Source organism: Clostridium sp. CM74B_53, assembly GCF_036318045.1.
GTDB lineage: Bacteria > Bacillota > Clostridia > Lachnospirales > Lachnospiraceae > Pilosibacter.
This window is the reverse complement of record NZ_JAWQDE010000028.1, coordinates 1-15,385: the sequence shown is the minus strand read 5'-3', so window position 1 is coordinate 15,385 and position 15,385 is coordinate 1. Positions and strand designations below refer to the sequence as shown.

Here is a 15,385-nt window from a genome sequence, read left to right as displayed (position 1 = left end):
ACCGGTCAGCCGAGATCCGAAGAACCACAGCCTGTGTGTTTTCCAATCTGGAAAACAGTATAACTGTGATCTGTCAGCATCCTACAATATCGGAGCGAGATACTGGATTCGGGAAATCATAAAAACCTTACCGGAAACGGAAAGGTCTTCACTGGAGGCAAAAGTACCTGCGGTGAAGCGCAGAACCTCATGCGTTTATGCTGACCTGCTCATCCTTCAGAATGAGTATGGATGTTCGAAAGCTGCATAAACACAGGCAGATATCCGGAGGACTACCTGTTATGTGGAACCCAGCCGTACCCGGCATGGCGGATGCGCATATCTGCGCAGTTCTAAGTTTCAGGCGTATCCGCCGGTATCCGGTCTTGCCGTTTAAAACGGCTGAGAAGCATGTGACTTTAGTCATGTGAGGTTCACAGAGGTGACGCGCTATGCAAAAAAAGAAATATTAACGCTTTATCAAGATGAATATATGCATTGATAATGTATAAAACATTGAAAAAACTGCATGAAACAATATAATTATGCACCGAATATTGTATAAAATGCATAATATGTAAAAAAACATAAAAAAAGTGCTTTACAAAAGAATAATTATACATTATAATGCGTATCAACATCACACATGTGAGACATAGAAAAAGATAGAAACAAAGAGGAGAGGATCGATTATGAAGAAGAACATCGTTTTAGCTATGACAACAGCAGCGGTCATTGCTGCTCTTACAGGATGCGGAAGCTCCAAGACCACTGAGACAACGGCAGCAGCTACAACGGCAGTTGAGACAACAACAGCCGACGCGACAACAGCGGCTGAATCAAAGGAAGCAGATAAGACAGAGGCAGCAGCCGCAGCGGAAGGTTCCTTAAAGGCACTTGAGAATGTAGATCCGAAGGGCCATCTCGGAAAAGTTCTTGCGGCAGGAAAGATCACAATGGGAACATCCCCTGATTTCGCTCCGTGGGAATTCAAGGATGTCAGCAGTGGAACAACCGAGTATGTCGGTGCCGATGTGGAGCTTGCAAAATACATCGCTGAGAAGCTTGGCGTAGAACTTGAGATCAAGCCGATGGAGTTCTCCGCAATCCAGCAGGCAGTTACTTCCGGAAACATTGATATGGGTATCTCCGGCTTCGCTTACACAGATGAGCGTGCAGAGGCTATGGGACTTTCCGAGCGTTATAATGTAAACACGAAGAAAGGTCAGGGCCTTTTAGTTAAGAAGGAACTTGCTTCCCAGTACAATACAGCAGAATCCTTCGCAGGCAAGAAGGTTGCTACCCAGAACGCAACCTTACAGAACAAGCTTGCTACAGAGCAGCTTCCGTCTGACGTTCAGATCCAGTTAGTGACAAATATAACAGACGGTGTTATGATGTTAACAACAGGCAAGGTTGACGCACTCGCTGTATCCGGTGATAACGGTGAATCCCTTGCAAAGACATACGACGATATCGCAATGGCAGATTTCATGTTTGACTATTCAAGTGAAGGTAACGTTATCGCAGTCAAAAAAGGCGATGATGATCTCTTAAATGCGATCAACGAAGTGATCGTTGAAGTTAACGAGAAAGGTCTCTATGAGCAGTGGAGGGAAGAGGCAGTTGCTCTTGCTGATAAGCTCGGTATCGAGACGCACTAATTTCGGAGCGGATCGTTTCGTTCCGTGATGGAAGATCAGCGCAGGACGGAATCGGTTATCACTTCAGGTTACAGAAAATACAGAGCTCGGTCTTTCCGGTGAAAATGCCGGAAAGACCTTTGTCTGTTTTCAAGTTTTATCTACGAAAGGAGTTTTCCAGATGGAGTTTCTTAACGTCATGTTAAAAGTCTGGATGAAGTACTGGAACTTATTCTTACAGGGTCTTGGAATGACACTGTTTATGGGTCTCCTCACCGTCCTCATCAGTACCGTTTTCGGTTCTCTGATGGCACTGATGCGCCGCAGCAACGTGGGCATCGGAAAATTTAAGCCGCTCCGGCTGATCGCTACCGTTTATGTCGAAATTATCCGCGGTACGCCGATCCTGCTGCAGCTATATTTCTTCTACTTTATGCTGCCGACCTGGCTCCCGTTCCTCAACTTAAGCGAGTTTACATGCGTTATGACTGCATGCTGCGTAAACTCTACCGCTTATGTCTGTGAGATCGTCCGCGCAGGTATCCAGGCTGTCGATGTCGGACAGACTGAAGCTGCCCGTTCCCTTGGCTTAAACGCGCGCCAGACCATGATCCATATCGTTCTCCCGCAGGCAGTTAAGAATATTCTTCCGGCACTCTGCAACGAGTTCGTAGCGATCGTCAAGGAGACATCTCTGGCGTCCACGTTCTTTATCGGAGAACTTATGACCCAGTTTAAGACCATCAACGGTCTTACATTCCGTGTACTTGAGCCGTTAACCATCGTTGGTATCATTTACTTCGGCGTGACATTTATCATGTCCAAGCTGATTGCTTTACTGGAGAGGAGGATGAACGCAAGTGAGCGCTAATGAAAAAGAATTGATTCGTGTAGAAGATCTGCATAAATCCTTCGGCAGTCTTCAGGTATTAAAGGGTGTTACCGAGCATGTCAATCATGGCGAGGTCGTTTCTGTTATCGGACCGTCCGGCGGCGGTAAAAGTACATTTTTACGCTGCTTAAACCTTCTTGAGACACCGACATCCGGAAAGATCTATTTCGAGGGAACCGATATTACCGACAAGAATGTGGATATCAACCTGCATCGCCAGAAGATGGGAATGGTATTCCAGCACTTTAATGTATTCAATAATCTTACAGTTGGAAAGAATGTAACGCTCGCCCCGGTCCTTCTCGGAAAGAAAACACAGAAGGAAGCCGACGAGATGATGCGGGAGCTTTTAAACCGCGTTGGTCTTGCGGATAAGGAGAACCAGTTCCCAAAGAAGCTTTCCGGCGGACAAAAACAGCGTCTTGCGATCGTGCGCGCGCTGGCGATGGAACCGGATGTTATGCTTTTTGATGAGCCGACTTCCGCCCTTGATCCGGAGATGGTAGGAGAGGTTCTTCATGTTATCAAGGACCTTGTAAAGACAGGAATGACTACTGTGATCGTAACCCATGAGATGGGATTTGCGAGGGAGGTCTCCGACCGCGTATTCTTTATGGATGGCGGCGTGATCGCGGAGAAAGGCACTCCGGATGAGGTCTTCAATCATCCGCAGAACCCGAGGACACAGGAATTTTTAAGCAAGGTATTATACTGATGAAAGAACAGCGGGAAAAGCTGTTTTAACAGGAGCCATATCCCGCTCAGGCAGACTTTTGGAGTCTTGCCTGGCGGGATTTTTGAAAGGAGAACATGACATGTCAGCATCCAAACAGACAGCATTCGATTATATCGACGAGAAATCAGGAGTGATCACCGACGTATCCGATAAGATCTGGGACTATGCGGAGCTTTCCCTGAGAGAGTACAAATCCGGTGAACTTTACGCAAAGGTATTAAAAGAAGAAGGATTTACTGTCGAACATCCCTTTGACAACATTGAGACTGCATTCCGCGCTTCCTACGGTTCCGGAAAGCCGGTGATCGGTATTCTGGCTGAGTATGATGCTCTGACAGGTCTTTCCCAGATCGCCGGATCTGAGACCAGAAAAGAGCTTGTCGCAGACGGAAACGGCCACGGCTGCGGCCACAACCTTTTAGGTGCGGGTTCCATGGCTGCGGCTTTTGCTATAAAAAAATATCTGGAAGAAAAAGGTGAGGGAAGCGGTAAAGTGATCCTTTACGGCTGCCCGGGCGAGGAAGGCGCTGCGACAAAGGCATTCATGGCAAGAGACGGCGTGTTCGCGGAGTGCGACGCGGCTCTCACCTGGCATCCGGGCAATGTGAACCAGGTCACATCCGGAACCTGCAACACCTGTATCCAGAGCGAGTATAAGTTCACCGGAGTTGCCTCCCATGCAGCCGGTGCACCGGAAAAGGGACGTTCTGCTCTCGATGCGGTGGAGCTCATGAACATCGGCGTCCAGTTCTTAAGAGAGCACATGCCGGACAGCTCCAGGATCCACTACTCGATCACGGATGCCGGCGGAGATTCTCCGAACGTTGTCCAGCCGAGAGCGCAGGTCCTCTACATGGTCCGTTCCATCTGGGTCAAAGATGCCCTGGAGCTTCAGGAGCGGGTTGACCGGATCGCGCTTGCGGCATCCATGATGACGGACACAAAGATGGAGAAAAAGTTCATCGACGGCTGCTCCAACACAGTCCCGAACAAGGTCCTGGAATCCCTGATGTGGGAAAACTTCAATGACCTTGGCGTCTGCCATTACACAGAGGAAGAGTTAAAGTATGCGAAGGCGCTTTACGATTCTGTTGAGATGAAGTCTGCGGATCTTCCGGGAGATGCGACGAAGGACAGCGATGAGATCTACGAGTTTGTGGATGAGAAGTCCAAACATGGCACCGTGCCGATGAATGAGTTCCTTGTTCCGTACCTGTACTCCGAGAAGCCGAGAATGGGCTCCACGGATGTCGGTGATGTGAGCTGGTGCGTTCCGACCGCGCAGATCAACACTTCCACATTCCCGGCACAGGCGCCTGGACATTCCTGGCAGAATGTCTCCTGCGGACGGACATCCATTGCCCACAAGAACATGCTACTGGCAGGAAAAGTCATCGCAGCGACGGCGATCGATCTCATGGAGAAGCCGGATGTTCTTCAGGCGGCGAAAGATGAGTTCAATAAGAAGATGAAACGCTACGGCGGCTACATCTGCCCGATCCCGAAGGACGCGGTTCCGGTCGTTCCGGGCGAGAAGATGTAATTGTGCAGATAGTCACGAAAACAAAATAGACTGGTCGTAAGTCCGGCCGGACAGATCATGCAGCAGACGTTTGCTGCACAGAGCTGTCCGGCTTTTGTTGGTTTGGCCAATTCCGTAAAATGAAACCATATCTGCAGATTTCGCCAATTTACAGATTTTTTACACATTTTTCAGCGAAAAGATAGGAATCGCGGTTCTAAAACACGCAAAAATGTGGTATAATATAAAAGTATATTTTCAGATAGGAGAACAAATGGTTGCTTTCGGTGGCGGAAATTTTCTGAATTGAAGATTCCGTAAAATGTCGCTGCGGTCGTGGAGCCTGCTGATGTGTTTTCACGGCAGAAAGGAGCGGATGGATATGAATATCAGGGAAACGATGGAACAATGGGAACGCCAGAATCTCAGCCCGTATGCTGCTCTGAGCAGTGAGACGCTGGGGCGGGACCGCGAGGAAGTCCCCTGTGATGTCCGTCCTGCCTACCAGCGGGACCGTGACCGGATCCTGCACAGCAAGTCATTTCGCCGCCTGAAAGACAAGACACAGGTCTTTCTGGCCCCGGAAGGCGACCACTACCGCACGAGGCTGACGCACACGCTGGAGGTCTCCCAGATCGCCAGGACGATCGCAAAGGCGCTTCGGATGAATGAATCCCTGACGGAGGCGATCGCGCTGGGACATGATCTCGGACATACGCCTTTCGGACATGCCGGCGAGTACATATTAAATGAGATCTGTGAGGACGGTTTCGCCCACTTTAAACAGAGTGTCCGGATCGTGGAGGTCCTGGAGAAAAAAGGACAGGGATTAAACCTCACGAAGGAAGTGCGCGACGGGATCTTAAACCACAGAACGTCAGGAAACCCTGCGACGCTGGAGGGAAAGATCGTCCGCTTCTCTGATAAGATCGCGTACATCAATCATGACATCGATGATGCGATCCGCGGGAAGATCATCACCGAGAAAGATATCCCCAGAGAGTTTGCGGATGTCCTCGGTGATACGGTAAAGGACCGCCTGAATATCATGATCCATGATATCATCAACAACAGCATGGACAAGCCGTCGATCTTCATGTCTCCGAATGTGGAGCAGGCGATGCGCGGGATGAGAGAGTGGATGTTCGAGCATGTCTACCGGAATCCGGCCGCAAAAGGCGAGGAGGGAAGAGCGCAGCAGCTGATCGTGACGCTCTATGAATATTATCTGAAACATGTGGACGAGCTTCCGGAGGAATTCCGGATGATGATGGAGACCCGCGGTGAGAAGAAAGAGCGGGTCGTCTGCGATTATATTGCCGGGATGAGCGACGGATACGCGATCGACCGGTTTGAGGAATTATTTGTGCCGAAGGCATGGAAGATATAAAAAATACGCATTGTGGGAGGGATGAAACGTGTATTATCCGGAAGAAGTGATCGAGGAGGTACGGACGAGGAATGATATCGTGGATATCGTGTCCCAGTATGTAAATCTGAAGAAAAAGGGCGCAAACTATTTCGGCCTGTGCCCGTTTCATAACGAGAAATCCCCGTCGTTTTCTGTCTCCCCATCGAAGCAGATGTACTACTGTTTTGGCTGCGGAGCAGGAGGAAACGTGATCTCCTTCGTGATGGAATATGAAAATTATACCTTTGTGGAGGCTGTGAAGATGCTGGCGGACCGCGCCGGGATCGCGCTGCCGGAGATGGAATATTCGAAGGAAGCAAAGGCCCAGGCAAGCTTAAAAAATACGCTCCTGGAGATCAACCGCCTTGCCGCAAATTTCTTTTATTACCAGCTAAAGCAGCCATCCGGCAAGATCGGATATGATTACCTGAAGGAAAAGCGGCGGCTGAGCGATGATACGATCCGTCATTTCGGACTTGGATATTCCAGCAAAGTGCCGGATGATCTGTACCGGTATATGCGATCGAAAGGGTATCACGATGATATCTTAAAAGAGACAGGCCTCTTCTTTATTGATGAGCGCGGGGCAAGGGATAAGTTCTGGAACCGCGTCATGTTCCCGATCCTGGACGTCAACAACCGCGTCATCGGCTTCGGCGGACGTGTGATGGGGGATGGGGAGCCGAAGTATTTAAACTCCCCGGAGACGAAGATCTTCGATAAGAGCCGGAATCTTTATGGACTGAACTTCGCAAGAACGTCCAGGGCGAAATATATGCTGGTCTGCGAGGGATATGTCGATGTGATCGCGATGCACCAGGCGGGTTTTACGAATGCCGTGGCGTCCTTAGGGACCGCATTTACGTCCCAGCACGCGATGTTGTTAAAGCGATATACGGATCAGGTGATCCTGACTTACGACAGCGACGAAGCCGGCGTGAAAGCGGCGCTCCGGGCGATCCCGATCCTGAAAGAAGTCGGGATGTCCATCAAGGTTTTAAACATGAAGCCGTATAAAGATCCGGATGAGTTTATCAAGAACCTCGGAAAAGAGGAGTTCCAGAAGCGGATCGACAACGCAGTCGGGAGTTTCATGTTCGAGATCTCGGTGATCCGGAACCAGTACAACATGCAGGATCCGGAGTCAAAGACAGGATTTTATAATGCCGTCGCGAAGAAGCTGCTGGAATTCCCGGAAAAGCTTGAGAGGGATAACTATACGGAAGCCGTCGCAAGGGAGTATATGATCCCGGAGGCAGACCTCAAAAATCTCGTGAATTCCATGGGCGGACTCATCGGAGTGACGACAAGAGAGCGCGAGTATGACAAAGAGCGGATCCGACAGAAAAAGGAGAAGGAGGACGGGATCCGGAAGTCCCAGCGACTGCTCCTCACATGGCTCATCGAGCGGCCGGAGCTGTTTGAAAAGATCCGCGGCATCATCACGCCGGAGGATTTCGATGATGAACTCTATCGGGAAGCAGCGTCCATGGTGTTTGAGGAATATGAAAAAACAGGAAGCGTTAACCCTGCCCAGATCCTGAATCATTTCATCGAGGGCGAGGAACAATACAGGGAAGTAGCTGCCCTGTTCCATGCGACACTCAGTGAATCCTTAAATAATGAGGAGCAGAGGAGAGCGTTTTCCGAGACAGTCAAAAAGATCAAGAAACACAGTCTGGATGTGAAGGGAAAGACTGCAGACATCAGAGAATTACAGGAAATTATCAGGCAGCAGTCGGAACTTGCTGCCCTGAATATCACACTGGACTAGAATCCAGCCGGGAAGGATGGAATTATGGAGGAAAAGACACTTACATTTGACGAGAAGTTATCAAAACTTCTGGAACTCGCAAAGAGCAAAAAGAATGTCCTGGAAGAGAAGGACATTCACGATGCGTTTGCGGGGGAAGAACTGACACCTGAGAAGCTGGACCGCATATATGACTTCCTGGATAAAAAGCATGTTGATGTTTTAAAAATGTCAAACGATGACGATATGGATCCGGATCTGTTCACAGAGGATGAAGATCCGGACCCGGAGGATGAGATCGATATGGAACATATCGACCTCTCAGTTCCGGAAGGAGTCAGCGTGGATGACCCTGTCCGGATGTATTTGAAGGAGATTGGGAAAGTGCCGTTGCTCTCCCCGGATGAGGAGATCGAGCTGGCAAAGAAGATCGAGCTTGGGGATGAGGCGGCGAAAAAGAAGCTCGCCGAGGCCAATTTACGTCTTGTGGTCAGCATTGCAAAGCGCTATGTGGGACGCGGGATGCAGCTTCTGGACCTGATCCAGGAGGGAAATCTCGGACTCATCAAGGCCGTGGAAAAGTTTGATTACCGGAAGGGATACAAGTTCAGCACTTACGCGACCTGGTGGATCCGTCAGGCGATCACCCGCGCGATCGCGGACCAGGCGAGAACGATCCGGATCCCGGTCCATATGGTCGAGACGATTAACCGGCTTGTGAGAACACAGCGCCAGCTGGTACAGAAACTCGGAAGAGAGGCAACGCCGGAGGAGCTTGCGAAAGAGCTCGATATGCCGGTAGACCGCGTGAGAGAGATCATGAAGATCTCCCAGGATCCGGTGTCCCTGGAGACGCCGATCGGTGAGGAGGAGGACAGCCATCTTGGAGATTTTATCCAGGATGACAACGTGGAAGTGCCGGCGGATGCCGCGACGTACACACTGCTCCATGAACAGCTGATGGAGGTCCTTTCAACGCTCACGGAGCGGGAGCAGAAGGTCCTGCGGCTGCGGTTTGGTCTGGATGACGGGAGACCGAGGACGCTGGAGGAGGTCGGAAGACAGTTCAATGTGACAAGGGAGCGGATCCGGCAGATCGAGGCGAAGGCACTCCGGAAACTGCGCCATCCGAGCAGAAGCAAGGTTTTAAAGGATTATCTGGACGAATAAGCGAAAAAAGAATGGAGAAAACATATATGAAATTATCAGAACGCCTGGAGATGGTGCTCTCGTTCGTGGAAACGGGAGAATCCGCGGCAGACGTTGGGACGGACCACGGGCATGTGCCGGTGGAACTTGTCCGGAGAGGAATCGTAAAAAAGGCAGTTGCGATGGATGTGCGGAAGGGACCGCTTTCCCGTGCAGCGGAGAATATTGCGCTCGCAGGACTTTCGGAGAAGATCGCGACAAGACTCTCAGACGGGGTGGCAAAGCTGCTTCCCGGGGAGGCGGACTCGGTCGTGATCGCCGGAATGGGCGGTGAGCTGATCATTAAGATCCTGGAGAACGGAAGGCACATGTGGGATTCCGTGTCCCAGTGGGTGCTGTCCCCGCAGTCGGAGATCTTTAAGGTCCGCAGATGGCTTCTGGAAAACGGGTTTGAGATCCGCAGGGAAGATATGCTCTTAGAGGACGGGAAGTATTATACGGTGATGGATGTCCGAAGAAGAGGTTCCGGTGACGCTGATCAGGCGGCAGATGCTCTGAAAGGTGCAGATCAGGCAGATGGGAATGCGCAGGATGCAGCTTCCGCCAGTGGGCTTTCCGGACTTTCTGAGGACAGCCGGATGCTCTACGGGGATTATCTGATCCGGACGAAAAATCCGGTGCTTCTTACATATCTGAAAGAGGAAGAGGAAAAGCTCGCTTGTTTTATCGGGGATCTTTCCGCAAAGGCCGGTTCTTCGGAGCGGGCGGCTGAACGTCTTTCGGAGTTAAAAGTACAGTTGAGGGAAAATCAGGAGGTACAGCATGAAATGCAGGGAGATCATTGAGATTTTAGAGACGCTTGCGCCGAAGTCCTGTGCCTGTGACTGGGACAATCCGGGACTTCTTGCTGGGCGTATGGATAAGGATGTAAAGAAGATCCTGCTGACACTGGACGCGGACGATGCGGCGGTGGAGAGGGCGAAAGAGATCGGTGCGGATATGCTTTTGAGTCATCATCCGCTGATCTTTAAGCCGGTGAAGCATGTTTCCGATGAGGATTTTATCGGAAGACGTCTTGTCTCCCTGATCCAGGCGGATGTGTCCTATTATGCGATGCACACGAATTTTGACTCGGCCCCGGGATGTATGGCGGATATTGTCGCGGACCGGCTGAATTTTGTGGATCAGAAGCCGCTGGAGCTTATGGGAGAGCTTTCGGGAACTGCTTATGGAATCGGAAAGACCGGAACTTTGAAGAAGCCGATGACGGGGCCGGAGCTTGCGAGAGAAGTGAAGAACCGGTTTGGACTGCCGTTTGTCACGGTCTACGGGAGTGAGCTTTATGAGAATGAGCCGGTGACGAGAGCGGCGACTTGTCCGGGTGCCGGAGGAAGTGAGATCCGGGAGGCGCTTCGGGCAGGAGCGCAGGTGTTTATTACCGGGGATATCAGTCACCATGAGGGAATCGATGCGGCGGCCCAGGGGATGATGATCATTGATGCGGGGCATTATGGGCTGGAGCATGTGTTTATGGACTTTATGGAGGGATTTTTGCGGGATAAATTGCCGGAGGAAGTTGCGATCAAGAAGATGGCGGTGAAGTTTCCGGCGGTGGTGATATAGGATGGATTGGAGGCGGTTTTATGGCAGTTGTGAAGGCGAATGGAATCGGGAAGGTTTATCCGGAGGGGACTACATATCTGGAGATCGCGAGGGATTTTCAGGATCAGTATGAGAATGACATTCTGCTTGTAAGAGTGAATGGAAAGCTCAGGGAGCTGGATAAGACTCTGACGGAGGATTCGGAGATTTCGTTTATCACGGCGGAGGGGAATGCCGGGTATAAGACATATGAGCGCAGTGCGATCTTTCTGATGCTGAAGGCGTTTTATGAGGTAGTCCCGAGAGAGAAGATCAGGAAGATCCAGATCGATTTTGCGCTTGGAAACGGAATTTACGGGGAGCTTGTCGGGGATGTCCCGGTGGATGAGAAGCTGCTTTTAAAGGTAAAGGCGCAGATGGAGAAGCTGCGGGATGCGGCAATCCCGGTCAAGAAGCGGAGCATCAACACGGATGATGCGGTGGAGCTGTTCGGGAAGCATGGGATGCATGATAAGGAGCAGCTGTTCCAGTACCGGCGGGCATCTCGGGTGAATATTTACAGTATCGGAGAGTTTGAGGACTATTTTTACGGGTATATGGTCCCGGACACGAGTTATGTGAAGTATTTTGATCTGGTGCCGTGCCATGCGGGATTTCTGCTGCTGCTTCCGGTGAAATCGGATCCGAAGCATGTGGAGCATCCGGCGGTCAGGGAGAAGCTGTTCTCGATCCTTCATTCATCGTATCGCTGGAGTGACAGTCTTGAGGTCCCGAATGTCGGTGCTCTGAATAAGATGATCGCGGACGGGAAGGGACAGGATCTGATCCTGATGCAGGAGGCACTCCAGGAGAAGAATATCGGTCAGGTTGCGGAACAGGCCGTGAAGGATCCGGACCGCAGGATCGTGATGATCGCAGGACCGTCTTCTTCGGGAAAAACAACATTCAGCCACCGGCTTTCGACGCAGTTTGCAGCGCTCGGATATAATCCGCATCCGATCTCCGTGGACAATTATTTCCGCAACCGGGAAGAGTATCCGCTCGATGAGAACGGACAGCCGGATTTTGAGGCGCTCGGGTGTGTGGATATTCCGCAGTTCAACGAGGACATGAATGCCCTGCTTGCCGGAAAGGAGATCGAGCTCCCGAGGTTTAATTTCAAGACAGGAAAGCGGGAGTACAAGGGCGATCGCCTGAAACTCGGAAAGAAGGATATTCTCGTCATTGAGGGCATCCACTGCCTGAATGATGCGATGTCGGCCGAGCTTCCGAAGGAGAGCAAATTTAAGATCTATATCAGCGCCCTGACGCAGTTAAATGTGGACGAGCACAACCGGATCCCGACGACAGACGGGCGACTGATCCGTCGGATGGTACGCGATGCGAGAACGAGGGGAACTTCGGCGTTAGAGACGATCGAGCGCTGGCCGTCGGTCCGCCGCGGCGAGGATAAAAATATCTTCCCGTTCCAGGAGAGTGCAGACGTGATGTTCAACTCGGCGCTTGTGTATGAGCTCGCGGTACTGAAACTTTACGCGGAACCGTTATTGTTCAATATCCCGAGAGACCGGGAGGAATACGATGAGGCGAAGCGGCTTCTGAAGTTCCTCGATTATTTCCTTGCGATCGACAGCGACGTGATCCCGAAAACTTCGATCCTGAGGGAATTTATCGGGGGAAGCTGTCTGAATGTGTAGGAAAAATGTGGAAATCTTCCTATCCTATCTGGACATAAAAAAAAATATATGTTAAAATAAACAGGTTCTGAGTAGGACAGATGGTCGCTGCTGCAATTCTCAGGGATGCAGGAGAGGAAAGTCCGGGCTTCAAAGGGCAGGGTGCCGGATAACGTCCGGCGAAGGCGACTTCAGAGACAGTGCAACAGAAATAAACCGCATGGAAACATGTAAGGGTGGAAAGGCAGTGTAAGAGACTACCGCCTCACTGGTAACAGGGAGGGCACATGCAAACCTCACTCGAAGCAAGGCCAAACAGGAAGCATAAGGCGGCCCGTCTGCTTCCGGGTAGGCCGCTTGAGCCGTCCGGTGACGGACGGTCTAGATAGATGACCATCCAACGACATAACCCGGCTTATCGTCTTGCTCAGAATTGAATAAGAAATTAAGACCGTCTTTTGAAACTTAGCGGAAACGCGAGATTTTGGAAGGCGGTCTTTTTACGTCTTAACGATGAAAAAAAGTTATGTAATTAGATAAATAAACGAAATTTTACTTTATGATAGCCGGATGATATGATGAATTCAGAAAGAGAAATGGTTGATCAGTCAGACAAGATCATACACAGGGAAAGGATGAAAATTATGGGATTCTGGAAGAAAGCAAAAACTGCCGATACTCCCGGAATATGGGAAGGGACGGAAAAATACGGACCAGTGAAACTTGCGTCGGTGGATTTCCGCGACGGTCAGCAGTCTGTAATCGCAACGAGAATGAGAACGGAGGACATGCTTCCGATCCTGGAGCAGATGGATGACTTCGGATACGAATGCATCGAGATGTGGGGAGGAGCAACATTCGACTCCTGCATCCGCTATCTGAATGAAGATCCGTGGGAGCGCCTGAAGGCATTCAAGAGAGTCTGTAAAAAAACACCGCTGCGCATGCTGCTCCGCGGTCAGAATCTTTTAGGCTATACTCCGTATCCGGATGATGTGGTCGAGAGATTCGTGACAAAGACGGCTGAGGATGGAATGGATATCTTTCTGATCTTTGACGGCTTAAACGATATCAGAAACTGTGCATGTGCTGCGAAGGCAGCGCTGAAAGCCGGAAAACGCGTGGAAGGAAATATTCAGTTTACTTCCAGCCCGGTACACACTGTTGAATCGTTTGTACAGACAGCAAAAGATTATGTGAATATCGGAGCGACCGCAGTCCACCTGGAAGATATGGGCGGTATGATCGATCCGACGACGGCGGCAAAGACAGTGGCAGCTGTGAAAAAAGCCGTCAAAATGGATTTGGAAAAGCAAAACCGGAGACAGAGATCGTTTACGGTCCGTCCATCAAAGACTGGCCGAAGATGCCGGCACTGACCGAGAACCTTCTTCTTCAGGTTGCCAGCGTGATCCGCGATGAGGTGACAACAACGGATGAGCTGATCCCGTCCGGTGAGACAGCTTCCTACCGTTCCAACCCGTACAAGATCTCTGAGTTCACCCTGATCCGGAAGGATCCGCAGTATGTGGGACGCGCGAAAGCCGCACAGGAGTTCGAGAAGGCGAGAGTTGCAGGCGATAAGGAGAAAGCAGGAACCTTCTATCAGGTACTCAAGGCGGTCGGTGTTGACACTCCGGTCGAGGAACTCATGAAGACAACCGGGATCGGATCTGTCCTCTACGCAAAGAGACCGGGCGATGGTTCTGCGAGAGAGTACGCGGCAAGCTGCCAGAAAGTACTCGGTGGACTTGCAAACATCTGCATCGAGTATGCGACAAAGAGATACCGCAGCAACTGCGTCAACTGGGGAATTCTGCCGTTCACATGTCCGGAAAAAGAGATCGTTCTTGAGCCGGGTGAGTACCTGTATCTTCCGGGAATCCGCAAAGCAGTGGAAGACGGTGCGACAAGATTTACGGCAAAAGTGATCGGAAAAGACGGCGCAGTCCGCGACCTTGAGTTAGAGCTGAACGGCGTAACCGAGGCAGAGAAGAAGGTTCTTTTAGCGGGAAGCCTGATCAATTCCTATAAGGAAGCGTAAATATTAAAACAATACAATACTGCAGGTCCGGTCAGCGTGAAATTGCGCGCTGACCGCGGGCTGGAAAAACAGGGGTATCACGAATATTTGGAGGTATTACATATGAAACTGGCAATCATCGGCTTTGTACTCATGATCGTCTTAATGTACGTGCTCATTCGGGAAAAGATGACTCCGCCTGTGGCATTCATCCTTCTCCCACTGATCGCAGCGGCATGTGCAGGATTCGGAATGGAAGATATCGCGGGTTTTGTGAAAACAGGTATGAATTCCATGTTAAGCACAGAGATCCTGTTCGTCTTTTCTATCTCATATTTCACATTGATGTCCGATAAAGGACTTTTTGATCCGATCATCAATTTCCTGATCAAAAAAGCGGGAACGAATGTGACAACGATTCTCGTTGCGGCAGTGCTCACAACCTTCGTTGCACACTTAGACGGATCCGGCGCGACTACATTCTTAATCGTAGTTCCGGCGTTCTTACCAATCTGCAAGGAGATGGGAATCCGCCCGAAGGCTCTGCTCGGCGCAATGTGCGGCGCTTACGGCGTGATGAACATCGTTCCGTGGGGCGGTCCGACGATGCGTGCAGCGAGTGTTGCAGGTGTGGAAGCCGGTGATCTCTACAGTTTTATCATTCCGGGAATCGCATGTCTGGTTCTCATGGCATTTGTGATCGTATTTGTAGTTGCCATGATCGAAAAGAAAAACGGCGCCGGAAATGCGGCAAAGATCGAATCCGAACAGAAAAAGGCAGAGGAGAAGAAGGTAACCTATGACGCCATCTACTGGTTTAACAAGAATCAGCAAGAATTCTCCCACCTCTATAGGTGGTGAGATGAATTGCTATCTCTTGCATAGTGCCATAGTTGGCATGTAAATATCAGATTATTGCACATAGTTGTGCTGTGTGTTGTAAACTTCTCATATATTGATTTTTGCAGTCGTGCTATATCATCAATCCTGCATACAATG

Annotated in this window: 13 protein-coding genes and 1 other RNA gene; all 14 read left to right on the top strand. The window is 50.5% G+C overall.

Going from position 1 to position 15,385, the window contains the following annotated elements; translation table 11 throughout:
- The first annotated feature begins 671 nt into the window (after window positions 1-671).
- Entirely contained in the window at window positions 672-1,643 is a 972-nt protein-coding gene (locus V2546_RS15275) for a transporter substrate-binding domain-containing protein (protein WP_329752765.1), read from the top strand.
- A 160-nt stretch (window positions 1,644-1,803) separates the two neighbouring features.
- A complete protein-coding gene (locus V2546_RS15270; protein ID WP_118532977.1) occupies window positions 1,804-2,493 on the top strand; it encodes an amino acid ABC transporter permease in 690 nt (229 codons plus the stop codon).
- Between the two features lie 10 nt (window positions 2,494-2,503).
- Window positions 2,504-3,229: an amino acid ABC transporter ATP-binding protein gene (locus V2546_RS15265; protein ID WP_117469609.1), complete on the top strand. Its 726-nt coding sequence runs from the start codon at window positions 2,504-2,506 to the stop codon at window positions 3,227-3,229.
- Between the two features lie 100 nt (window positions 3,230-3,329).
- Window positions 3,330-4,793, top strand: coding sequence for a M20 family metallopeptidase (locus tag V2546_RS15260; RefSeq protein WP_118532979.1), 1,464 nt, complete (start codon window positions 3,330-3,332; stop codon window positions 4,791-4,793).
- Between the two features lie 361 nt (window positions 4,794-5,154).
- On the top strand, window positions 5,155-6,162 hold the full coding sequence (locus tag V2546_RS15255; protein WP_118532997.1) for a deoxyguanosinetriphosphate triphosphohydrolase: 1,008 nt from the start codon (window positions 5,155-5,157) through the stop codon (window positions 6,160-6,162).
- A gap of 28 nt (window positions 6,163-6,190) precedes the next feature.
- The gene (gene dnaG / locus V2546_RS15250; RefSeq protein ID WP_329752763.1) at window positions 6,191-7,957 is read left to right on the top strand and encodes a DNA primase; all 1,767 of its coding nucleotides are present in this window, start codon (window positions 6,191-6,193) and stop codon (window positions 7,955-7,957) included.
- A gap of 24 nt (window positions 7,958-7,981) precedes the next feature.
- A complete protein-coding gene (gene rpoD / locus V2546_RS15245) occupies window positions 7,982-9,106 on the top strand; it encodes an RNA polymerase sigma factor RpoD (protein WP_118321184.1) in 1,125 nt (374 codons plus the stop codon).
- A 26-nt stretch (window positions 9,107-9,132) separates the two neighbouring features.
- On the top strand, window positions 9,133-9,930 hold the full coding sequence (locus V2546_RS15240) for a class I SAM-dependent methyltransferase (protein ID WP_329752762.1): 798 nt from the start codon (window positions 9,133-9,135) through the stop codon (window positions 9,928-9,930).
- Complete coding sequence (locus V2546_RS15235) at window positions 9,908-10,708, top strand: Nif3-like dinuclear metal center hexameric protein (protein WP_118532985.1); 801 nt, start codon at window positions 9,908-9,910, stop codon at window positions 10,706-10,708. Before V2546_RS15240 ends, V2546_RS15235 begins: the two co-directional genes overlap by 23 nt.
- A 20-nt stretch (window positions 10,709-10,728) precedes the next feature.
- Window positions 10,729-12,384, top strand: a complete 1,656-nt coding sequence (locus V2546_RS15230) for a nucleoside kinase (RefSeq protein ID WP_329752761.1) — start codon at window positions 10,729-10,731, stop codon at window positions 12,382-12,384.
- A gap of 68 nt (window positions 12,385-12,452) precedes the next feature.
- Window positions 12,453-12,797: RNase P RNA component class A (rnpB, locus tag V2546_RS15225), an RNA gene on the top strand.
- A gap of 210 nt (window positions 12,798-13,007) precedes the next feature.
- The gene (locus V2546_RS15220) at window positions 13,008-13,742 is read left to right on the top strand and encodes a hypothetical protein (protein WP_215703555.1); all 735 of its coding nucleotides are present in this window, start codon (window positions 13,008-13,010) and stop codon (window positions 13,740-13,742) included.
- A complete protein-coding gene (locus tag V2546_RS15215) occupies window positions 13,730-14,407 on the top strand; it encodes a hypothetical protein (protein ID WP_215703554.1) in 678 nt (225 codons plus the stop codon). Before V2546_RS15220 ends, V2546_RS15215 begins: the two co-directional genes overlap by 13 nt.
- A gap of 102 nt (window positions 14,408-14,509) precedes the next feature.
- Window positions 14,510-15,247, top strand: a complete 738-nt coding sequence (locus V2546_RS15210; RefSeq protein WP_329752760.1) for an SLC13 family permease — start codon at window positions 14,510-14,512, stop codon at window positions 15,245-15,247.
- Window positions 15,248-15,385: the final 138 nt, after the last annotated feature.